Below are 21,928 nucleotides of genomic sequence, written 5' to 3' on the forward strand. Positions count from 1 at the left end.
TGAAGTGTCTGCCTTCGTCCCGGCGAAAACGGCTTTGGAAGTGGGGAAGCCGTCCTCTGCTTTCGACCGGGAGCCAGACTTTGGACCCTGAAACAGCCGATTAGAGTATACCCGGCATCGCTATTTTGTCAAGCCGTTTCGCGGGACAATCTCAAATAAAGCCACAAAATAACGCCCCAAAGGCTGGCGGTCCGTCAAGATAAGCCCGGCGGCCCAGCGAAGGGCGAGACTGCCTCCGTCAAGGCGGGCAGGATCCTTCTGATTTTCACCCGGAAGACTACTTTCGGCAGGTCCGGGACACGCACAACGGAGTTGTGCGTGGCACCCGGCCGTTTCTCTATTTATTGCGGCGGACCGGCCCGCCCCGCGCCGGTCCGCCGCGTGTTTGGCGGTCAGGCGGTGGGCGGCGCCGGCGGCTGCGGCGATAACGGCTGGAGCGATATCGGCAGAGGCGGAACGTCGTCATACCGGCGACGGCTGAAGGCTTGGGACCACTTGACGCGCCCGGTGGCCTGCATCAGCACGAAGAGCGTCAGGATGGCCCCGATGGTGATCGTCAGGCCCGTCTGACCGGGGTAAAAGAACGCGTACGAGAAGCATGGCTATGCCCATCGGCTGGCCGGTCATTGATGAGGCGTACTGCCACTGGGCCTTCATGCCGCTGCCGGATTGGACGGCCCGCTGCGAGGGGCTGCTGGAGCCCTTGGGGTAGTCGATCTCGCGAAAGTCCGTCGCGACGGAAAGCTGGAAGCGGCGCAGCTCGGTCATGGTCGTCGCCGAAGAGGCCCAGCCCGGCGCGTACAGCCAGACATTCTGGCCCAGCGTCGTGTAGCGAACCGTGACGCTGCGATTGCCCGGCGTCAGCGGAATGCCCAGGCGGCCGGACATCTTCTCCGCCCCCGACAGCGCCACGGGTTGGCCGTCCACCAGCACCTCCAGCGCGTCGAGCCGGCGGATCTCGCCAGGCATCTCGAACATAAGCCACAGCGGCTTGTCGCACTCGACGCCGTAGGTGGCGTCGAAGCCGGCCGTGAATGTGCTGAACCACAGCAGCCCCTTGTAGCGGTGCTCGTGCTTGAGGTCGACGGCGATGGCGCTGCTGTCGACGTCGCGCGTGCCCTCCTGCCCGCGCGCCAGGGCGGGCTTTTCGGCCACATACGGCGCCACCTGCCGCACCTCGGGCGGGCCGACGAGTTGGGCCATCTCGCGCTCCAGGTCGGTGCTGAGCGATTCGGTGCGCATCCATACCGCCCCGCCGAGAATCATCCAGGCCACGCTCACGCAGGCGAAGATCATCGCGACAGCGAAAAATCTCAAAACGCTCATGGCAATTCCTTTCATAGGAGTTGTGAGTGGTGAGCTCACAGACAACTCACCACTCACCACTGTCTCTTCAGGTCACTTGGCCTTGTTCAGGATGCCTTGCAGGAGGTTAATGTAGTTCTCCAGGGCCTTGCGCCCTTTGGGCGTGATGGCGATGGTCGTGCGGGGCTTCTTGCCGACGAACTGCTTGTCGATGCGGATGAAGCCCGCCCGTTCGAGTGCGGCCGCGTGCGTCGAGAGGTTGCCGTCGGTCAGGGCGAGCTGGTCCTTGAGCTCGTTGAACTCGAGGGTCCCCACGCCGGCCAGCGTGGCCATCATCGCCAGGCGCGTACGCTGGTGGATGGTCTCGTCGATCAGGTTGTGCGGTTCTTTGGTCAAGGTCTCACTGACAACAACTTTCCACGAATGACACGAATGAACAACGGGATCGCAGGACAGGGATGAACGGATGAGACGAGAACCGTTAGCGGCGGAGCTTGCTCCGCGCGGTTTCCGGCGCCGGGGAAGACACCGCGTCGAGCAAGCTCGACCGCTGAGGGTGCTTTTCCCCTGGTTGTTTCCTGTTGTTTCATTCGTGTCATTCGTGACATTCGTGGACTAATGTTTTTCCCGGGTCCTACCCGCCGTAGCGGATGCGGACGACGATGCCGTAGAGAATGTGCATCGCGCCGAAGGTCAGGCCCAGCGCCCAGTACGGGTCGGCCTGGAACCAGGCGGCCGTCACCAGGCCCGAGAGAATGAACGCCGCACCGAGCACGCGCACCTCCGGCGGGCTGAACTCGCCCAGTTGCCACAGGGCCACGCCGTAGAAGCACATCCAGATGACCGGGATGAGCCCCCACTCATTGGGCAGCACGTTCCACCACCAGCGCCCCGCAATCACCAGCGTCAGGCCCACCCCCGCAACCAGGCACGGCAGAATCGTCAGGGCGATACGCTTCTTGACGCTCGACCAGGCCGGCATGCCCTGACGCCGCTCGCGGACGTGCGTCAGCAGCAGCACGCCGCCGGCCGCCAGCACGAGCACGCCCGCCCAGACAGCCAGGTTGATCCACATGGCCGTGCGCGCGTCGCAGTGGCCGCAGACCCAACTGTCGATCGCCAACCCGGCCAAGGCCACCAGCCCGGCCCAGATGCCCGACAACCCGCTGGCGACCTTCAAAGGGAGTTTCCGAGGATGTCAGGATTGTCCTCCTCTAATCTATGGCGGATGCGAGCGTTTTACTTGGCTTACGCTTTCCGGCAAGATCTCGCACAGCCTGTGCGAGAAGGTTCGTCCAGGAAAGATCTCGCACAAGCTGTGCGAGAATTGACTTCAGTAGCTATGCCGCAAGCTGTTCTGAGTATTCCGTGGGGGCATAACATCCTGCTGATTGAGAAGCTGGAGCAGCACGAGCATCGCCTCTGGTACGCGCAACAAGCATCGGCCAACGGCTGGTCGCGGTCGATGCTCCTGCACTGGATTGAATCGGACCTCTACGCTCGCCAGGGCAAGGCCGTCACAAACTTCAAAACCGCTTTACCCGCCCCGCAGTCGGACCTGGCCAGCGAACTTGTGAAGGACCCCTACACCTTCGACTTCCTCACGCTGCGCACCGACGCGGCGGAACGCGATCTCGAACAAGGCCTGCTCGGCCACATACGAAAGTTCCTCCTGGAACTTGGCGCCGGGTTCGCCTTCGTCGGCCAACAGGTCCCTCTGGGCTGTGGACGACTTGCTGCGCCATCCTGACGACAAGTCCTCCATCGGCCTGATCCTTTGCAAGACCCGCAGCCGCGTTGTCGCCGAGTATGCGCTGCGCGATGTAGCCAAACCGGTGGGGGTGGCTCGATACTTGACCAAACTTGTCGAGTCTTTGCCCAAGACGCTCCGAGGGAGTCTGCCCACCGTCAAGCAAATAGAGGCAGGCCTGAAAGACCTGAACGGCGCGCCCGGACACCAGCCGAGCGCCGGCCGATCAGTCCTTCTCCAGTACCGACGCTCGGACGTAAACCCGCCGACCCGGGAGTGATTCTCCAGCAACGCCTTTTCGGAGGCGGTCAGGCGGATGTTGACTTGCTTCGTGCGCTCGCCCGCGCGGCCTGCAGTCGGGGGACGCTCTCCATCCTCCAGCATCGTTGCCACGGTCAGTACCAGGCCTTCTGGAACAGAGGCAATGCAAGCCGCCGGAGTTTTGCCGTCTCCGTACGTGTGAGGTAGAACCCCCGCCAAAACCATTGTCCATCCTCCAACCACAATGACGATCTCACACTATGCGGGCGTCCGGTCTTGGTAGTATTATGCAGAGACCAAGGGGGATGCCTGACTGCGGCGAGCTTCTACCAAGGGATCGGCTACGGGAGAAGGGCTGCACGGAACTCGCTACCGGAGTGATTGACGTATGAATGAGGTCTATATCGTTGTGCCGCTGATCCTGGTGGTGGTCGTTCTGGTAGCCGCCTTGCTTGACCGCTGGAGCGTGCCTGTGATTCTTATCGCACTGGGATCGGGCATCATTTTTGGCAGCGATGTTTTGAACCTGTGGGACTTCAGTGATGTGAACCTGACCAACCAAGCCGCCAATATGGCATTGGTCTTCATCCTGTTCCACGGAGGGTTCAGCACACGGCGCGAGAATCTCCGCTCTGTCGCACTCCCGGCTGGGGGTCTGGCAACTTGGGGCGTCATCCTTACAGCCTTGACGACTTTTTTGGTTACTTGGGGCCTGCTGGGGTGGCAACTTGAGAACTCAATGCTGCTGGCCGTGGTAGTCTCCTCGACCGATGCGGCCGCGACCTTTTCAACTCTTCGCCGCCAGTCGCTGTCCTCCGAGGTTTCCTCCACTCTGGAGATCGAGAGCGCCGCCAATGACCCTATGGCTATCCTCCTGACGATTGCAGCCATACAGGCGTTTACGGTTGGCGATGCACAGTGGTATCTTGTGGTTTTGTCTTTCATCTGGAAGTTTGTTGCCGGCATAGGCATCGGGGCGGCGCTGGGCCGAACTGCGGTCTGGTTGTTCAACCGCCTCAGGCCTCAGGACAGGGGACATTACTACGTGCTGACGGTGGGTGTGGTTTTGTTGATCTTCGGCCTGGCAGAACTGGCCCGGAGCAGCGCCATGTTGGCGGTGTTTGTCGCCGGCTACATCATGGGTAATCGGCCGTTTGTCCACAAGCAAGGCGTGACAAACTTCGTCTCAGCGTTTTCCACCGTTGCGGAAATCAGCATGTTCGTATTGATGGGGTTGCTGGTCTACCCACACCAGTGGTCGGACCTGTGGGTGCAAGGCATCGTGTTGTTTCTGGTCCTTAGCTTTGTGGCCCGGCCAGTTGCTGTGTGGCTGGGGACGTTGGGCATGGGACTGAGCGCCAGGAATAGGGTCTTCATCTCCTGGGCCGGATTACGAGGCGCCGTGCCGATCATTTTGGCCACCTATCCGATGGCCGCCGGGCTGGAGGTGGGGAGGGAAATATTCAATGTGGTCTTCTTCGTGGTGATGCTGTCAGTGGCCATCCAGGGTTCGAGCTTAGGTGCGTTGGCCAGATGGCTCAGGCTTTCGACGCAGGCACGTCCAAAATCGCTGTACAACCTCGAGCTTGTAACGATGGCGCAGAGCGATATGGATCTTATCGTGGTTGACCTGCCCGGCCCACAGGGCGCGCCTGGCCCACGAGTTGCCGATCTGAAATTGCCGCCGGGTTGCGTTATCACGCTGATCACGCGGGGCAGCGAGGTTATCGCGCCGAAAGGCGATACCCATCTGCAGGGGTGGGACCAGATAACAGTGCTGGCACACATCAAGGACGAAGCGCGTATTCGCGAGACACTGCTTCATGAGAACCGGTCAGACGTTGGCTAAATGACAGTGCATAAGGAATAAAGCCGGGCAGTGCCTTCCTGGCAGATACGCTCACCGGTACTGACCGGTAGACGAACCGCAGGAATCGCTGCCTACTGGTCGACCGGCAGGTGGACAGGTCGGAGATGGGGTAGCGGGGTGGCGGGTATTGATGAAACCTTTGGCTTACAGGAGCGTTTCGTGATTTGTCCTCTATCCCCAGGCAGCTCCATAAAGATTTGACTATGACGGGTTGATAGTCTATACTTAAATCTGTTGAGGCTCCCCGCCATGTATGATCGATTTTATATAAGAGCTCGCGGTAATCTCTCCAGTGCCAGTGGCTATTTGCGCTGCGCCGCTGGCAGGTCTTGAGCCGCCCGGTTCGCTGACGGTTTTCTCTAATTCTCTTCTCAAGCCCTTCCAGCGGCGTTCGATGCAGGAGATCGGCATGTGCTTGGCCGTCTTCCTGTCAGCCCCGTTGCCTTCCACATGAATCGTGCCGCTAAAAAGGTTTTTTCGCGGCTCGCGTGCTCCGGGGGCGTTTCGGGACGCCACCGTTTGAATTCTTTGCAACAATGACAGCGAAGGAGAATGCCGTGAAAATCGGAATTCAACAAACGACGTTGGGAGAAGTCAGCCTTGCCAGATGCTTTCTCCGCGCCAAGCGAGCCGGGGCCGACGGCGTGGGTTTGTGCTATCGCACTGCGGCGGATGCCGCTCTTCTGGAAGACCCCGCCCATGCGGCGAAGGTGCGCAGGCTTGTCGAACGGTACAGACTGGCCGTTACCGGTCTGCACTTGGGTGTTCTGTGTGCAGAGCCCTCCCTGATCGGTCCCGATTCCTCCCTGGTTGCCCGATCGCAAGAGTTGATCCGCCGGGCGATTGCAGTGGCGGCGAGTGTGGGCGGGGTGGATGTGATCGTCCCGTTCTATGGGCGCAATCGCATTGAACTGCCCAAGGAACTCGACACGGCCGCGGCGTCAATGTCCGCTCTGGCGCCGGCAGCGGAGGACCAGGGCCTGATGCTCGCGGTGGAGAGCAGCCTCCATCTAGGCCAGATCGAGAGCCTCTTAGGCGGATGCTGCAGTGATTCCGTGCAGGTGTGCCTGGATGTGGGAGACGTGACAGCCTGCCGTCGCGACTCGGCCGACATGATTCTGGGGCTGGGAAGAGACCGGGTGGCGCAAGTCCACATCAAGGATGTCTGCCTTGTTAGCGGGCTTCCGCCAGATTTCAACGTTCGCCTGGGGCACGGAAGCGTCTGCTTTGGTGCAGTGGCCCATGCGCTGCGGAGCGTGGAATACGAGGGGTGGCTGGTTCTGGAAACGCCGCCTGGTGACGAGCGTGGCGCGATCACAGCCGCGCACGTTCAAGACGCTCGGGCTCTGTTGCCCGGAAGGCAGGCCTCCGATTCGGGCAGTGTGGCTCTTCGAGCTTAAGGCGTGCCCTATGATCGGGTCTATCCAACATCACAATGGGCACCAGTGGTACAAATGCCCGGTGTGCGGCTATGCAATCCGCGCCGGCCTGCAATGGCACTTTCAGGAGCTTTGCTGTAGCGGGTGCGACACCTATTTGCGGTATGAGTGCAAGGAACACGGGATGGGCCGATGGGTCCAGATCGGCGCCCTTACAGCACGGGAGCAGGTCCCATGACAAGTAAACATGCCGGCCCAACGATGGACAGCCTTCTGCAACGATTGAAAGAAGATCGCCCAAACGCCGCCGCGGGCCTTGCCGCGTCCACGGAGCCCTCGTCTATGGATTTACTAAACGCCTACGGAGTAGGCCTGCTGCGGTTGGGCAAAATATATGAGGCCTTGACGGTCTTCAATGAGATTGCGTTGGATTCTCGCACACTGTGCGTGAAGTGCGACGTGCCTGACCGCGTCAAAAGGAACTTGGCCACGGCACGTTTGATGGCGCGAAACCCATTGGGTTGCCTGGAAGTCTTACGGATGGTTGGTGACAGGAAGAATGAGCACTGCTGCCGGCTCCGAGAAGTGGTCCACGCCTGGAATCGGTCGTTGCCGTTTCTGCACAGACTGGCTTGGCGCCTGGGCGTCCTCCCAAAAAAGATGATTCGGCTGGATTTCATCCCAGGGGAACTCGACGGAGACGGCCCGGATACAGTGGTCGCGTGAACTCCGCGTCACCAGTAGATAAATCGCAGGAATCGCTGCTGCTGGTCGCCCGGAAGGGCCGAGACGTCCGGGATGAGGTAGCGGTTTTCGTCGATGTCGATGAGGACCTTGCCGCGATGGCCGTAGTCGACGGCGCTGGTCTGCTGCCAGCGGATCAGGAAGCTGCGCGGGCCCTTGTCGGTCTGCACCTCGACGCCGATGAGGCCGAACTGCCAGGCCATGGCGTCGATCCCGCGGATGACGGGCACGAAATACCGCTTGGACAGCGCGTGGCGCACGAGCTGCGCCTGCTCGGGCGGGAACTCGTTGAGGTCGCGGATGATCCCGATCTCGATCTCGCCGCCGCTGTGCGAGTGGATCAACGAGACGTAGCCGTCCGGGTGCCCCACCGGGAAGGCGTAGGCGGCGAACACCCCGCCGTAGATCCGCTCGCCCACGATCGTCACGTGCATCGCCGACATGTTGCCCAGGTGGATGCGGCACATGTCCGGCGTCAGAAACCGCGTGATGGTCGGGTCCGGCCCGATCCGCTCGTTGTTCTTTTCGACCGCGCTCATGCCTGACCTCCGGCGATCATCGCGTCGACCGTCGAGCCCCGCGACAACTCGGTCTGGATCTTCACCAGGCGGTAGTACAGCCCCTGCCCGGTCATCAGCTCGTCGTGCGTGCCGCATTCGGCCACCGTGCCGCCGTCGATGACGACGATCCGGTCGCAGTTGCGCAGCGTGCTGAGGCGGTGGGCGATGGCCAGCGTCGTGCGACCGGCCGTCACTCGCACCAGCGCGCCCTGGATGAGCTGCTCGCTCTCGGTGTCGATGTTGCTGGTGGCCTCGTCGAGCACGAGGATGGGCGGGTCGTACAGCAGCGCCCGGGCGATGGAGACGCGCTGGCGCTCGCCGCCGGAAAGCCCCGCCCCGCGCTCGCCGACGTACGTGTCGTAGCCCAGCGGGTGGCGCATGATGAACTCGTGGGCGTTGGCGGCCTTGGCGGCCGTGAGCACCATCTCGGGCGTCGCGTCGGTGCGCCCATAGGCGATATTGGCCCAGATGCCGCCGCGGAAGAGGAAAGGTTCCTGCAGGACGATACCGACATTGTGGCGCAGGTCGTTGAGCTTGATCTGGCGGATGTCGACCCCGTCGACGAGGATGCGCCCCTCGTCGACGTCGTAGAACCGCGACAGCAGGTTGATCAGCGTCGTCTTGCCCGAGCCGCTCTTGCCCACCACGCCGATGTGCTCGCCGGGGGCGATGCTGAACGAGACGTTCTTGAGCACCGGCTCGCGGCGGTTGTAGCCGAACGAGACGTTCTCGAACACGATGGCGCCCTTGGCCGCGGGCATGGGCACCGGGTTGGGCGCCTCGACGATCTGAAGATTGGTGTCGAGGATTTCGAAGACCCGCTGCGAGGCTGTCAGGAAGTTCGTCAGCCAGTTCGTCAGTTGCGTCAACTGCGTCAGCGGCGCCCAGAACATCCCCAGCAGCCCGAAGAACATCATCAGCGTGCCCAGCTTCATCTCACCGTCGAAAACCTGCGTGCCGCCGACGAACCACACCAGCATCGAGCCGGCCTGGAACAGCAGCGAGACCTTGGGGTGAAACGCCGTCACGGAATACTGCACCTCGCGCTCGCGGTCGCGCACGTACGTGCTGGAGCGGTCGAAGCGCCCTTGCTCGCGAGGTTCCTGCCCGAAGGCCTTGACCACGCGAATGCCGGACAAAATCGTATTCAGCGCCCCGTGCAGTTTGCTGGTGGCGTCCTGCACCCGGTAGTAGCGGGGGTAAATCTTCTTCCAGAAGAACCGCGTGGCGATCACGACGAACGGGGCCGGAAACAGCGTACACAGCGCCAGCTTCCAATTGATGGCGAAAAGGGCCGCGCCCACCACCACCAACTGGATCAACTGCGCCAGCAGGCCCGACGTCAACTGCTGCACGAAGCCCTGCATCTGCTGGGTGTCGATTGCCACGCGCGTCATCATCTGCCCGGTGCTGTAGCGATCGTAGAAGTCCACGCCCAACTTCACCAGGTGGTCGAAGACGCGGTTGCGCATGTCGTACGTGATGCGCGTGCCGACCTGGCTGGACAGGCGGCCGCTGACAGCGGTCAGGATCGCGCTGATAATGTAGACCAGCATCAGCACGCCGATCAACGCCAGCAGCCAGACGACCTTGTCGCCCCGCAGCACCGGCGTCGAAAGCGTCCAGCCCAGCACGTCGATCTGTTTCACCGGCGCCAGCACCCCGTCGATGAGCAACTGCACCAGCTTCTGGGGCACCATCGCCAGGGCGATCGCCGCCAGCACCAGCGCCATCATCAGAGCGGCCTTGCCGGCGTAGGGGCGCATGAGCTTGAGCACTCGGAAGAACGTGGCGCTGCGTTTGAGGCAGCGCTGGCACAGGTCGCCGGGGAACGCCAGCGTCAGCCCGCACTTGGGACATCGTCGCGGGTCGTGGTCGTCTTCGACGCCGACCGAGGCGGGTTTTTTCTCGCACCAGGCCCGCAGCTTGGGCGCAACCTTGTGGAAGACGTCCGAGCGCGCGTTCGAAAACGCCAGCACCTCGACGTAGATGCCCTCCACCAGCGCCTCGAGGAACCCGCCGCCGACCCCCTGGCGCGTGCGGATCTCCTTGATCGACTCGCGCGTCAGCAGCACGCGAACCGGGCTGGCTGAGCCCGTCGTCGGCGCGGCGGCGGTGTACAGCCGGTCCGCCTCGGCGCAAAGAAAGACCTGCTCGTAATCGCTGGCGAGGTTCAGGTCGGTGTCGACACGCAGCCATGCTTCCTTCGGCGCCAGGCCCGATTGCTCCAGGGCCTGCTCCAGTGCCTCAGGAAGCTCCTTGTGCAGCACTCTCGATTGTCCGGACAACTCAGGTTTCCTCCGCCCCATGACAGCAATTACTGTACATACTTCCCCCCGGCAATTCCAGTATCGCCATCGGTCATTGCGGCCGTTATGCTCAAGGCATGTCCAAGGCAAAAAAACTGATCGTGCGGATATCTTCCACCCAGCGGGCGCTGCGAGTTCCCCGCAAGGCGATCGCCACACTGGTCGCCTTCGTCGCGCGGCGGCAGCGGGCCCGCCTGGGTGAGGTGGACGTCGCCGTGGTAGACGCCCGCCAGATCGCCGCCGTCAACCGCCGCTACCTGCGCCACGCCGGCGCCACCGACGTCATCTCGTTCGACCTGACCACCCCCGGCCAACCCATCGAGGCCCAGATCATCGTCTGCGGACCGCTGGCCGTGAGAGAAGCCCGCCGCCGGGGCATCGCCCCCACGCACGAACTGCTGCTCTACGTGCTGCACGGACTGCTGCACGTGATGGGCTACGACGATCAGTCGGCCGACGCCGCAGCCGCCATGGCTGCCCGCCAGGAACTGCTGCTGAGGGAGTTTCTGGAAACGGAATGATGGAATGATGGAATGGTGGAATGATGGAATGATGGAATGTTGAAAGGATGGAACGTCAAGCAGACACGTTAGCGGCGGGGCTTGCCCCGCGCGTTCTTCGCCGCCCAACAACCGCGCGGAGCAAGCTCCGCCGCTAACATGCCAACCCGCGTGCCGTTCTTTGTCCTCAACAACTCTGCGATCTCTGCGAACTCTGCGGTGAAATCTCCCCGGCGGGCTCGTAATTGCGCTGCGATTCGGCCTTGGCCAGCACCGCCAGGATAACCGCCGACGCTCCGGCCGAAAGCAGGACGCGCGCCGCCTCGTCGGCCGTAGCGCCGGTGGTGGTCACGTCGTCCACCAGCAGCACGCACGCCCCGTCGAGCGACGCATTTCCGCTCATGGCAAAGGCGCCGTGCATGTTCCGCCGCCGGGCGGTGCGGGACAGCGTCGTCTGCGGCTGCGTGTGTCGCACGCGGATCAGTTCGTCGCCCATGGCGGCGTCGAGCCGGCGGGCGAGTCTGGCCGCCAGTTCCCGCGCGTGGTCGAACCCGCGCCAGAGCCTTCGCCGCCAGTGCATCGGCACGGGGAATACCAGGTCCACCGCCCGCTGCGGGCACTGTATGTCCAGGCGCTGGACGAGCATTTCACTCAGGCGGGCGGTCATGCGCTGGCGGCGGCGATACTTGATCTGCCGCACCAGGTCGCGCAGCGGACCGCTGTACGGTCCAAGGCGCACCACCTCGCTGTAGCGGGGCAGCACTTGAGGGCACTGCCAACAGCCGTCGTCGCGGGCGGGAATGTTGGGTCCAAGCGACGCCCCGCATTGCGGGCAATACGCCACGGCGATCAGCCCCAGCAGCTTGCGGCCGCAGTCGTCGCAGAGTGCGTCGTTGGGGCAGGGGGCCGCGGCGCAGGCGGCGCAAACTTCCGGCCACACCAGCTCGGTCACCGCGGCGGCGGCGTGGGCAATGCGGGCGGAAAGACCGGCGGCGATGCTCATCGGGGCGCTCCGGACTTGAGCTGCCCGCGGCGGAGCAGGTAGGCGTCGCGCAGGATCTGCGTCTGCCAGTGCATCACGGCCGGCGACGCCACGGCGTCGACGGGCGGCAGGTCCTTGACCAGTGCGGCGACCACCTCGGCGATGCCCTTGTTGATGAGCAGGTAGGCGACCTCCTGGTTCGTCAGCGAGGGCGTCCACAGGATCTCGTCGAGGCAGCGCACGTCGCCGGCCCAGAGAAGGGCGGTCAGCACGCGCCGCTGGGGGAACTCGCGATTGGACGCCAGCCGCCGCACGGCGTCGAAATTGCCGTCGCCCAGCATCAACAGGGCGCACTGGTACGCCCCGGCCGTGTAGGGGTCGGTTTCGCGGCTGCTGCCTTGGACCCGCGGGACGATGCGGGCCAGGGCGGCGGCTTTCTGGTCATCGTTGGCGGCGGCCATCGCCAGCAGCATGGCGCCGGCGGCTCGGACGTTCTCGTTGTAGACCCGCTGCTCAGGCGGCGCGCCGGGCAGAGGCAGCATGCCCAGGCCGGTTTCGAAAGCTTGCGGCAACTCTATACCACCGGGGATTGGCCCAGCATGTGGCGAATCTACATTGGCAGGCTTCCTGGAGCCTATCCGCGCCAGATGCCAGGCGATGTAATCGCCGGAAAGGGTCGAGTCGCTGCCGGCGACCAGGTGCACATAGAACGCGCTGGATTGGCGATTGTACTTCAGAACCGCCAGCCCTGCGGCCGCTTCGTCCGCCGGCGCCTCGTTGACGATATAAGAGGATGAGGGTCTGATCCGCCACAGTGCCGCCGCGGCCGCCGCCCGCGCCAGGGGCATCGTGAGGTTTTCGTCGGCAGGACGATCCTCCGGCATGGTGCCCGCGGCGCTTTGGGCAGCCAGCGTCTGTGCAGGCTGAGTTTGCCCAGTCAGCAGCGGAGGGGAGTACTCCGCCGCTGCGCGCAGGGCCAAGAGCATTTTGTGGGGCGAGGCGCCGCCTATCTCCATGGGCAGGGAAGGGCCCAATTGATCGCCCAGTACCTCCGCCGCGGCGATCATGGTCAGTTCAAGCGGCGGCGACCAATAGTGCAACATCAGCGCATAGACATCTTCCTCCACTGGGACAGCCAGTTGCCGGGCCGCCAGCAGCGCCGCCAGGACGTGCGCCTCCGTCAGGGCGGGGTCCTCTCTCCCCGTGGCCTGATCCAGTATCTTGCGGATAGCCTTACCAGCGGGGGCATAACGGGCCGCCCCGGCCAGCACAATCGCCAGGGGCGAGGGATTCTTATCGCTGGCGCGATCGAAGATGAGGTGCAGTGCCTTGGCCTGCGTCTGCGGCGGGGCCAGGCGCAGGGCGTGGAGGAGGCCTTCCTGCCGCGGCCCCGGTTGGCTCGTGGCGATCATGCCCGGCAGCGCCTCGAACATCCGCCGATCGCCCATCGTCGCCAGGGCGTACGCCGCCGAGGCGGCGGCCAGGTCGTCTTTGTCCTCCAGCAGGGGGCGGATCTTTTCGGCCAGGGCGCTGCGCCCGGCCAGCCCGGCGTCCAGAGCCGCCGCGGCGCGGACGGCGGGTTCCTTGTCGCCCAGCAGCGCCTCCAGCGCCGCGTCCTCGTGCAGCATTGCCGCTAGCAGGGCGGCGCGGATGCGCACGTTCGCGTCGGCGTCGGCGGCCGCCAGGCGCATCATGCGCCGGACGTACTGGTTCTGCCTCCCGCCGACGAGCGTGGTCTCGATCATCTCCATGCGCAGTTGCGGGTCGGTGGTGGTCTGCAGGCGGATGCTCCAGAGGCGGTCGCGCCGGGCCAGGTCGCCGCTGAGCAAAGAGAACCGATGCGCCGCACTGAGGGCCTGGGCGATGCGGTCGAAGCGCGTGTCGTCGTCGGTATCGAGGCCTTCTTCCAGGCGGTCGATGATCGACTGGGGCGGCTCGACGCGCTGCATCATCCCCCTCATCGCCGCCAGGCCCTGGTCGCGCTGGTCGATGTCGTCGCTGCAGAGGCGGCGCATGAGCATCCAGTCGCGGATGGGCACGGCCAGCGCGATCGCGGCGATCAAGGCAATCACCAGCGTCGCCAAGGCCGTCAGCACCCGTCGCTGCCAGGGATGCAGGCGGAAGTAGTGAATGAACGCACTCATGCCAATACGAGTTTAAGCCGCCGCCGCCGCCGAGGCAACGTCGGCCCATGCAATTGAGACGCTCGAGGTGCCGCTGGGGTTCCGCACAATCGGGTGGCATGACGGTACCACAGACATGGCGACCCGCTTCGCGTGCCGCCATGCCACCCGTCACAGGCTGGAAAGCCTGTGCCACCGGCGCCGGCGGGAGTATAATCCCGCCAGCAAAGGAGCATGTAATGGCGCAAGACCGAATCGAGCGAGACTCGCTGGGACCGATGCCCGTGCCGGCCGATGCGCTCTACGCCGCGCAGACCGCTCGTGCCGTTGACAACTTTCCCATCTCCGGCTGGCCCATGCCCGCCGAGTTCATCGCCGCCGTCGCACGCATCAAACGCGCCGCCGCCGCGGTGCATAAGGCCGCCGGACGCATCACGCCCGACCTGGCCGATGCGATCGCGCAGGCGGCCGGCGAGATCATCGAAGGCCGCCACCGCGGGCAGTTTCCCGTCGACGTTTTCCAGACCGGCAGCGGCACCAGCACCAACATGAACGTCAACGAGGTGATCGCCGCCCGCGCCGCCCAATTGACGGGCGCCGCCGTCCACGCCAACGACCATGTCAACATGGGCCAGTCCTCCAACGACGTGATCCCCACGGCGATTCACCTTGCCGCCGCGATGGCCATTCATGACCGCCTGGTCCCCGCCCTGCGGGCGCTGTCGGAGGCGATCAAGCTCAAGGCCGCCGCGTTTGACTCGGTCCTCAAGATCGGCCGCACGCACCTGATGGACGCCGTGCCCATGCGCCTGGGGCAGGAGTTCTCGGGCTTCGCGGCGCAGATCGACGCGTGCCTGACGGGCTTGCAGGCGGCGACGGCGGGACTGTGCGAGGTGGCGTTGGGCGGCACGGCCGTGGGCACCGGGCTCAACGCCCCGGCGGGCTTTGCTGCAGCCGTATGCAAGATCCTCGCGGCCGAAGCGCACCTGCCTATCCACGAGGCGGGCAATCATTTTGCCGCTCAGTCCGCGCCGGCGGGGGCCCTGGCCGCCTCTGGCACGCTGCGATCGACAGCGCTGGCGATGGGGCGCGTGGCCTCGGACATCCGCCTGCTGGCGTCGGGCCCCCGGTGCGGGCTGGCCGAGCTTCGCCTGCCGGCGCTGCAACCGGGCAGCAGCATCATGCCCGGCAAGGTCAACCCGGTCATCTGCGAGAGCGTCATCCAGGTCGCCTGCCAGGTCGTCGGATGCGACGCGGCGATCGCGGCCGGCGCCACCGGCGGCGTCGGCAGTATCCTGCAGCTCAACGTCGCCATGCCGCTGATCGCCAGCAACCTGCTGACGGCAATCAACCTGCTCACCAACGCCGCCAAGGTCTTCGCCGAGAAATGCATCGCCGGCATCGAAGCCGACGAGTCTCGCTGCCGCCAGTCGCTCGAGCAATCCCTGGCGATGGTGACCGCCCTGGTGCCGAGAATCGGCTACGACGCCGCCGCCGCCATCGCCAAGCAAGCCAGCGCCTCGGGCAAAACGGTGCGCCAAGTGTGCCTGGAAAACAAAATCCTGCCGCCGGATGAACTGGACAAGCTGCTTGACCCTGTGACGCAGGCGGGCCAATAACAAAAAGAAGACATTGCCACAGAGGACACAAAGGGAAAAGGCTCAGTGCCACTTCTTTGTGGTCTTTGTGAGCTTCGTGGCAAGTGTTTTTGAAGGGCGCAGATGCTGCGGTTGTTACACAAGCTGGTCATTCTGATGTCGGCTCTAGCGTTGGGCGGCTGCGGAGCCACTCGCGACGGGGCTTCGGATGTGCATCCGTCGCTGCCGGGGCGGGCGTTTCAGGAATGCCCCATTGACATGTCGGCGTATCGCGATGCGCAGGAGCGCGCGGGGCAGGATGCGAATATCGCCTTTGCCGTGGCGATCTCCGGCGGGGGGCAGCGGGCGGCCAACTTCGCCGCCGGCGTCATGGTCGGGCTTGAAGAGATCAGCCCCAGCGGCGCCGCGGCCGTCAACGCCCTGCGACAGGTGGACTATATTTCCAGCGTCTCCGGCGGCGGGTTGGCGGCCGCGGCGTATCTCAGCAGCCTCAACGACCACCTCTGCCTGGGCGGCTCGGCCGATGATTATTCCTTCGCCGTGGCGCTGCGAAGCCGTGGGCCTCTGACGGCCGAGGCGCGCAGCGACCCGCAACTGCGGCGGTATCTCGAGATCAGCTACGTGCGCGACATCGTCAAGGGCGCCCTGGCGTGGACGAGCCACGACCGGGGCGAATATCTGGAGGCCGCCTTCGACGACAACGTCCTGGGCCGCACGTGGCGGCGCGACAAGATCAAGGCCATGGGCGGGGACCCGGCTTTCGGTCAGAGCCTGACGCTGGGCGACATCTTCGTGCGGGCGGATTCGCCGCGGCCGGTGCGGCTGCCGTACTGGGTGGCCAACGCGGCGGTGTACGAGAACGGGGCGCTGTTCCCTTTCGCGCCTGACCAGCTCAAGCTGTACCAGGTGATCGGGTACACGCACCGCTTCAAGCGGTATTCGTTCGACGCCAAGACCCAGAGCTACGAAGAATTTCTCGACGCGGTGCCGCTGTCGCTGGCGGCCAAGGCCAGCGGCACGTTCCCCGCGGCCATTCCGGCCACGGTTCTGCGCAGCGAGATGGACAAGCTCAACCCGTACCTGTACCTCTTTGACGGGGGCATCGGCGACAACATGGGGCTGGTGACCGCCCTGCGCATGCTCAAGCAGGACCGGCGCCCGCGCCGCAAGGTGCTGCTGGTGATCGACGCCTCGGCAGACGGGTACGCTCCGTTCTCGAACGACTCCTCGCCGCCCAGCGCCGCCAAGACCGCCCTGCAGGCGGCGATGGTGCAGCAAGCCTCATATCGCGGGCGTTACCGCGAGATGACCCAAGACATCTGCCGCGCCAACAACATCACGCCGATCTTCCTGAGCTTCGACGACCTGGCGGACTTGCCCGACTGCGCAGCCCTGTGCGAAAAAGGTCTCACGCAGGCCCAGATCAAATCGCTGTCAAAAGAAAAGACCCCCAAGCCCTTCCACCTCGTCCGCGACGTCCCCACGTGGTACAGTGTGGCCGTCGAAGAACAAAGCCTCCTGCTAGCCGCCGGCCGCGTGGCAGCAGAGCGCAACCGCGACAAGATCCGCGCGGCCCTGGGCTGGGCGGCTGTGACGTCACCGTCACAGCCCGCAAAGTGATCTTCATTTCAGGCCGAAATGATCGAGAATCGCCTCGTAGGCCCACTGGTCCCACTCGACCTTTACGCCGATGCCGGGCAGGTCGGGGTAGTCTTTGCAGATCAGCATGCCGCTGAAGGTTTCGCACATGCGGTGGGTTTGGGTTTCGATGTACGCGCGGTCGCCGGTGGGCAGGACTTTCTGGATGTCGACGGGGGACCAGAGGGCCCCGCCGCGGGCGCGGAGCTTTTCGGCCAGGGCGGGCATGTCGTACAGGGCCGGCTGATCGAACTGGAAGACGTCGACGCCGACGTCGATCAGGTCGTCGATGAGCTTCCAGTTGTTGCCGCAGGAGTGCATGAGCACCTTCATGCCGTAATCGTGGGCGATCCCCAGCAGGCGGGTGTAGTCGGCCTTAAAGAACTCGCGGAACATCGCCGGCGAGAACAGCGGGCCGTTCTGCGTGCCCAGGTCCTCGCCGATCATGATCCCATCGGCACCGGCTTGGCCGGCGTGATGGATCTTGGCCTCATACACGCCGGCGACGAGAGCGTTGAGCTGTTTGATCTTCTCGGGCTCGGCGGCCATGTCGCAGAAGTAGTTTTCCATCTTGCGCAGATAGCGGGCGTTGTCGAAGATCCACCCGCCGATGCCGACGATCGTGAACCGGTCGGTCGGCTGGGCGAGCATCTCCCGCACGCCCTTCCAGCGGTCGGGGTCATGGTAGTCGGGCAGTTGGAGCTTGGGCAGGTCGTCCCAGCTTTGCAGGGCGGGCGTGTGGATCTCGCCTTTGACGCTGCCGCCGACCATGCGGACCCAGAGATTGCCCCACTCATCGTCGTAATACTCGCGGCCGCCTTCGGTCCAGCGTTTGGGCGTGTACGTTTTGGAAGCCCCCGGCCCGGTCCAGGCCATATCGTTAAGCCGCCCGCCGCCAAAGGTCATTCCCGGCCGCGGGGCCGGGGTGTGTTCGATATTCGCCAGAATGATTTCGCGAGAATTCATAGTAGTCTCACCGCAGAGATCGCAGAGGACGCAGAGAGCTTTGGAGAAAAAGCCGAACGAACAAACAGATGATCGGTTGGATTAAACATCCATCCATCCATCCATCCATCCCCTCATCCATCTTCTTCTCTGCGAACTCTGCGACCTCTGCGGTGAATGGTCAGCTACTTCATCGCCGGGATCATTTTGCCGTGGGCTTTGAACAGGTCGTTGCAGAGGCTCACGGTGTCGTCGATGGACAGTTCCGCGCACGTGTGCGGGTCCATCAGGGCGGCCTGGTAGACGTAGTCTTTGCGGCGGCTCAGCACGGCCTCGACCGTCAGGATTTGCACGTTGATGTTCGTGCGGTTGAGGGCCGCGCACTGCTCGGGCAGGTCGCCGACGACGGTGGGGCTGACGCCGCGGCGGTCGGACACGCACAGCACCTCGACGCAGGCCTTGGCCGGCAGGTTGGTGATGAGGTTTCGGTTCATCACGTTGCCGCCGAAGGTGTAGGGCACGCCGGTCTCCATCGACTCCATGATGTGCGAGGCGTACTCGCCGCTACGATTGTGGTCCAGGCTCTTGTTGCTGATCAGGTGCTTGCGCATGCTCTTCCAGCCGGCGATCTGCCCGACGCACCGCCGCGGGTACTCGTCCAGCGGAATCCCGAAGCGGTCGATCAACTCGGGGTAGCGGCTCTTGATGAACCACGGCGTGTACTCGCTGGTGTGCTCGGACGACTCGGTCACATAATGCCCGAACTGGTGCATGAGCTCCAGCCGCACGGCGTCGCATGACATCCGCGCCGTGGCGTCTTTCGTCCACCAGTCGCCGCCGTGCTTCTTCTGGGCGGCGGCGCGCACGAACGCGACACCCTTCTTGAGGATCACCTTGCGGGCTTCGGCCCAGCGGCGTTTGATCGCCGGGTACAGGTCGCGGTCGCCGTCCTTGATCTCCAGCAGCCAGCCCTGGTGGTTGATGCCGGCGACCTTCCAGTTGAAGTTCTTGAACGGGTTGTGCCCCCATTCCTTGCTCATGCCGGTCATGTACACCAGCCCCGGGGCGCAGCCTTCGACGCTGTGGCAGAGGCCCACGGCGTTGATCGACGTGCCCCGCAGGATGCCCATCGTCAGCATGGCCATCGGGTTGGCGTAGTTGATGAACCAGGCGTTGGGGCAGACTTCTTCCATGTCGCGGCAGAAGTCCAGCACCACCGGCAACGTGCGCAGCGTGCGGAAGATCCCGCCGATGCCCAGCGTGTCGGCGATGGTCTGGCGCAGGCCGTACTTCTTGGGGATCTCGAAGTCGATAATGGTCGAGGGCTTGTACCCGCCGACCTGCACGGCGTTGACGACGTAGTTCGCCCCGCGCAGGGCGGCCTTGCGGCGCGGCACGCCCAGGTAGCTCTCGATGGTCATGCCGGCCTTGAGCGTAGTGTTGATGTGGCCGAGCATGCGGGCGGAGTCTTCCAGCCGCCGCGCGTCGATGTCATACAGCGCGATGGTCGAGCCCTTGAGCGCTTCCGAGCACATGCAGTCGCCCAGCACGTTTTTGGCGAACACAGTGCTGCCGGCGCCCATGAACGTAATCTTTGCCATAGTGGTTTCCTTTTAGGTCTTAGGTCTTAGGAGGGAGTTCAGCAGCCGCGGTATTTGGGCAGCGTGTCGAAGGGGGTTCCTTTTTTCACCTGCGAGACGATCTTCATCACCTCGACGGCCTGCTCGATCGTGATGGGGAACTTCCTGCCCTGGCGGATGGTGGCGTACAGGGCGTCCCAGATGCTGTCGGTGGACACCGGCGCCGCGGCAGGATAGGTCTTCTCGATCCAGACGGGCGTCTCGTCCGGGCCGACCTGGTGGAACGCCCCGTCCATGCCCGGCGTGCCGGGGCTGGAGCGGCGCGTCTTGAACTTCATCGCCGGGTCGATGTAGCGCGCGGTGACGGTGTTGCCCGAGCAGGTCAGGGCGCCCTTGGAGCCGTAAACGGTCCACTCCGGTCCGCCCAGAGCGGCGCCGCCGCTGATCTCGAGGTCCACCACTCGGCCGCTGCGCCCGGTAAGGATGATCTTGAGATGGTCCTCGGCGTCGCCCAGTGCGGCCACCAGGCCCAGGTTGCTCCAGACGCTCGACACCGGCGAATCGAGCAGGCGCAGGGCGTGGTCGATAATGTGCGGGCCCCAGTTGAGCAGTTGCCCGCCGCCGCAGCCCTTGAGCGTCTGCCAGTCGTCGCGCCGCGAGTAACTGTTGCGCCGCAGCTTGACCTGGAAGATCTTGCCCAGCACGCCCGAGTCGATCACCTCGCGGATATGCACGAACTCGGTCTCGAACCGGCGGTTGTGCCGCACGAACAGGCGCCCGGGATACTTGGCCGCGGCAGCTTTGAGCTTCATCGCGCCCTGCAGCGTGACGGCGATGGGCTTTTCGACGAAGACGTACTTGCCCGCCTTGAGGGCAGCCAGGGCGTGGGGGACGTGGTCGGGCGATCGCGTGGCGATGCTGACCAGCTCGACGGACTCATCCTGCAGCAGGTGTGTGATGTCGCCGTAGGTCGTGCAGTGGGGGTAGCGCTCGGCCATGCGCTGGCAGCGCGAGGGCTCGATGTCGCAGGCGGCGACGATCTGGAATTTGTCCGCCCGGCGGTCCAGCTCGCCGCAGTGCATCCCCCAGCCGGCCCGGCCCAATCCGACAATCGCCACGCGAATGGGTCCGCTGCCGTTCTTAGCTCGTGCCACAAGAGTCTCCTGTCGCGGCGGTTCGTGTATCCACCTTTCCGGGGCGGATCGTTGCCGCGCCAGCATTATCCAGAGTCATGTTGCCTGCGCCAAGGCCGCAAATGCGGCGATGCCTCAGACATGGGGAAAATCACGGCGGAGGCACTAAATGAAGAAGTAATTCGTTATGTGAATTACTTCTTCATTTGGGGCCGTGTACCCCTGCCCAGCGCAAGTATTCATCAAAGCCACACAACGGCTTTGATAAATACTTGGTGCCTCCGCCGCGACTTTTCCCCAGAAGGCTGGAAGCCACCGCCGGGATTTGTAGAATAGGGTCATACTCTAACCCGCGGAGCGACCATGCCAGCACGAACACTCATTGCCACGGTCCTGATCTCGATCCTTGCTGCAGGCTGCTCCAGGACCGAGCCCAAGAAACCGCCAGTGAAAGAGGAGCACGCCAAGAGCGGCGCGACGCCGTACGTGGCGCCGGCGGCCAAGACGCAACCCGCAACGGCCACGGCGCCGGCGGCAACCGCCGCGACTCAAGCGGCGCACCAGGGCAAGACGGTAGCGCAGTGGCTCGAGCTGGTGATCAAGCCTCGTGGCGATGAAGATCGCGCGCGCGTGGCCGACGCGCTCAATGCCATCGGGGCGGCAGCCGTTCCGGACCTGATCGTCGCACTCAAGCACCCCCAGTATGAGGTTCGCGAAGAGGCCGCCTTCGCCCTCAGCCGTCTGCAGGGCGCCGCCCTGCCCGCCCTGCCTACGCTGGTCGAGCGGTACGATGACGAAAACTTCCTGGTCTGGGAGGCGATAGGCACGGCGGTCGAGTCGGTGGCCGTGGCGGCGCCGAAGGAATCGCTGCCGACTCTCGTGGCGGCATTGCAGAGCCCCAGCGTCAAGAAGCGCCAGGGCGTTCTGGCGGTGCTGCGGGCGATGGGCCCGGCGGCCGCCGGCGCCAAGGACGCGATGGTGAAAGTGCGCGACGCCGACGCGGACGCCGACACGCGCAATCTGGCGAAAGACGTGCTGGACGACATCGGCGCCGACTAACCCGGATATTTCACCGCGGAGATCGCAGAGGCCGCAGAGGTATTTTGAGCGAAAAGACTTACAGAAAACTAGCGAAGCGGGGCGCATGGACAGTCTGTTTTTCAGATTAACGCCGACGGCGACGTTAGATGGTCTTGTTTTGAGCCATTTGCTTCTCTGCGTACTCTGCGATCTCTGCGGTTCATGCAGTTT

Annotated in this window: 16 protein-coding genes and 1 pseudogene; 7 read left to right on the forward strand and 10 right to left on the reverse strand. The window is 64.2% G+C overall.

Annotated features, from left to right (window positions below; all coding sequences use genetic code 11):
- Window positions 1-462 precede the first annotated feature (462 nt).
- The 3 genes from ABFD92_13690 to ABFD92_13700 all read right to left on the reverse strand — a co-directional run bounded on the left by ABFD92_13690 (window position 463) and on the right by ABFD92_13700 (window position 2,485).
- A complete protein-coding gene (locus tag ABFD92_13690) occupies window positions 463-1,326 on the reverse strand; it encodes a hypothetical protein (GenBank protein MEN6505591.1) in 864 nt (287 codons plus the stop codon).
- Between the two features lie 72 nt (window positions 1,327-1,398).
- A complete protein-coding gene (locus tag ABFD92_13695; GenBank protein ID MEN6505592.1) occupies window positions 1,399-1,701 on the reverse strand; it encodes a transcriptional regulator in 303 nt (100 codons plus the stop codon).
- A gap of 238 nt (window positions 1,702-1,939) precedes the next feature.
- A complete protein-coding gene (locus ABFD92_13700) occupies window positions 1,940-2,485 on the reverse strand; it encodes a hypothetical protein (protein ID MEN6505593.1) in 546 nt (181 codons plus the stop codon).
- 15 nt (window positions 2,486-2,500) lie between these two features.
- On the opposite strand from ABFD92_13700, the pseudogene ABFD92_13705 reads away from it, so the two are divergent.
- The 3 genes and pseudogenes from ABFD92_13705 (at window position 2,501) to ABFD92_13715 (ending at window position 6,586) form a co-directional block, all read left to right on the forward strand.
- Window positions 2,501-3,335 (forward strand): annotated as a pseudogene (locus ABFD92_13705) (PDDEXK nuclease domain-containing protein).
- Between the two features lie 369 nt (window positions 3,336-3,704).
- A complete protein-coding gene (locus ABFD92_13710) occupies window positions 3,705-5,165 on the forward strand; it encodes a potassium/proton antiporter (GenBank protein ID MEN6505594.1) in 1,461 nt (486 codons plus the stop codon).
- Window positions 5,166-5,722: 557 nt separating this feature from the next.
- Complete coding sequence (locus ABFD92_13715) at window positions 5,723-6,586, forward strand: sugar phosphate isomerase/epimerase family protein (protein ID MEN6505595.1); 864 nt, start codon at window positions 5,723-5,725, stop codon at window positions 6,584-6,586.
- Between the two features lie 713 nt (window positions 6,587-7,299).
- On the opposite strand, the gene ABFD92_13720 is transcribed toward ABFD92_13715, so the two are convergent.
- Window positions 7,300-7,848 carry a DUF1854 domain-containing protein gene (locus ABFD92_13720; protein ID MEN6505596.1) on the reverse strand — a complete coding sequence of 183 codons (549 nt, stop codon included), beginning with the start codon at window positions 7,846-7,848 and terminating at the stop codon, window positions 7,300-7,302.
- Window positions 7,845-10,157 (reverse strand): ABC transporter ATP-binding protein, encoded by a 2,313-nt coding sequence (locus tag ABFD92_13725; protein MEN6505597.1) that lies wholly within the window; start codon window positions 10,155-10,157, stop codon window positions 7,845-7,847. The genes ABFD92_13720 and ABFD92_13725 overlap by 4 nt, the downstream gene beginning before the upstream one ends.
- A gap of 98 nt (window positions 10,158-10,255) precedes the next feature.
- Here ABFD92_13725 and ybeY point away from each other — a divergent pair, with 98 nt between their 5' ends.
- On the forward strand, window positions 10,256-10,699 hold the full coding sequence (gene ybeY, locus ABFD92_13730; GenBank protein ID MEN6505598.1) for an rRNA maturation RNase YbeY: 444 nt from the start codon (window positions 10,256-10,258) through the stop codon (window positions 10,697-10,699).
- A 166-nt stretch (window positions 10,700-10,865) separates the two neighbouring features.
- Here ybeY and ABFD92_13735 read toward each other — a convergent pair whose 3' ends face one another.
- Both ABFD92_13735 and ABFD92_13740 read right to left on the reverse strand, forming a co-directional pair.
- Window positions 10,866-11,681, reverse strand: a complete 816-nt coding sequence (locus ABFD92_13735) for a ComF family protein (protein ID MEN6505599.1) — start codon at window positions 11,679-11,681, stop codon at window positions 10,866-10,868.
- Complete coding sequence (locus ABFD92_13740) at window positions 11,678-13,804, reverse strand: HEAT repeat domain-containing protein (GenBank protein MEN6505600.1); 2,127 nt, start codon at window positions 13,802-13,804, stop codon at window positions 11,678-11,680. The genes ABFD92_13735 and ABFD92_13740 overlap by 4 nt, the downstream gene beginning before the upstream one ends.
- A 218-nt stretch (window positions 13,805-14,022) precedes the next feature.
- On the opposite strand from ABFD92_13740, the gene ABFD92_13745 reads away from it, so the two are divergent.
- Complete coding sequence (locus ABFD92_13745) at window positions 14,023-15,402, forward strand: class II fumarate hydratase (protein ID MEN6505601.1); 1,380 nt, start codon at window positions 14,023-14,025, stop codon at window positions 15,400-15,402.
- A gap of 102 nt (window positions 15,403-15,504) precedes the next feature.
- Window positions 15,505-17,001 carry a patatin-like phospholipase family protein gene (locus ABFD92_13750; protein MEN6505602.1) on the forward strand — a complete coding sequence of 499 codons (1,497 nt, stop codon included), beginning with the start codon at window positions 15,505-15,507 and terminating at the stop codon, window positions 16,999-17,001.
- A gap of 3 nt (window positions 17,002-17,004) precedes the next feature.
- On the opposite strand, the gene ABFD92_13755 is transcribed toward ABFD92_13750, so the two are convergent.
- From ABFD92_13755 to ABFD92_13765, 3 genes are all read right to left on the reverse strand, one after another.
- Window positions 17,005-17,985: a uroporphyrinogen decarboxylase family protein gene (locus tag ABFD92_13755; GenBank protein ID MEN6505603.1), complete on the reverse strand. Its 981-nt coding sequence runs from the start codon at window positions 17,983-17,985 to the stop codon at window positions 17,005-17,007.
- A gap of 164 nt (window positions 17,986-18,149) precedes the next feature.
- Entirely contained in the window at window positions 18,150-19,565 is a 1,416-nt protein-coding gene (locus ABFD92_13760) for an alpha-glucosidase/alpha-galactosidase (GenBank protein MEN6505604.1), read from the reverse strand.
- 38 nt (window positions 19,566-19,603) lie between these two features.
- Window positions 19,604-20,698: a Gfo/Idh/MocA family oxidoreductase gene (locus ABFD92_13765; GenBank protein ID MEN6505605.1), complete on the reverse strand. Its 1,095-nt coding sequence runs from the start codon at window positions 20,696-20,698 to the stop codon at window positions 19,604-19,606.
- 342 nt (window positions 20,699-21,040) lie between these two features.
- Between ABFD92_13765 and ABFD92_13770 the strand changes: the two genes are divergently transcribed.
- A complete protein-coding gene (locus ABFD92_13770; protein MEN6505606.1) occupies window positions 21,041-21,736 on the forward strand; it encodes a HEAT repeat domain-containing protein in 696 nt (231 codons plus the stop codon).
- Window positions 21,737-21,928 lie beyond the last annotated feature (192 nt).

It is taken from the genome of Planctomycetaceae bacterium, from assembly GCA_039680605.1.
Lineage (GTDB): Bacteria > Planctomycetota > Phycisphaerae > SM23-33 > SM23-33 > JAJFUU01.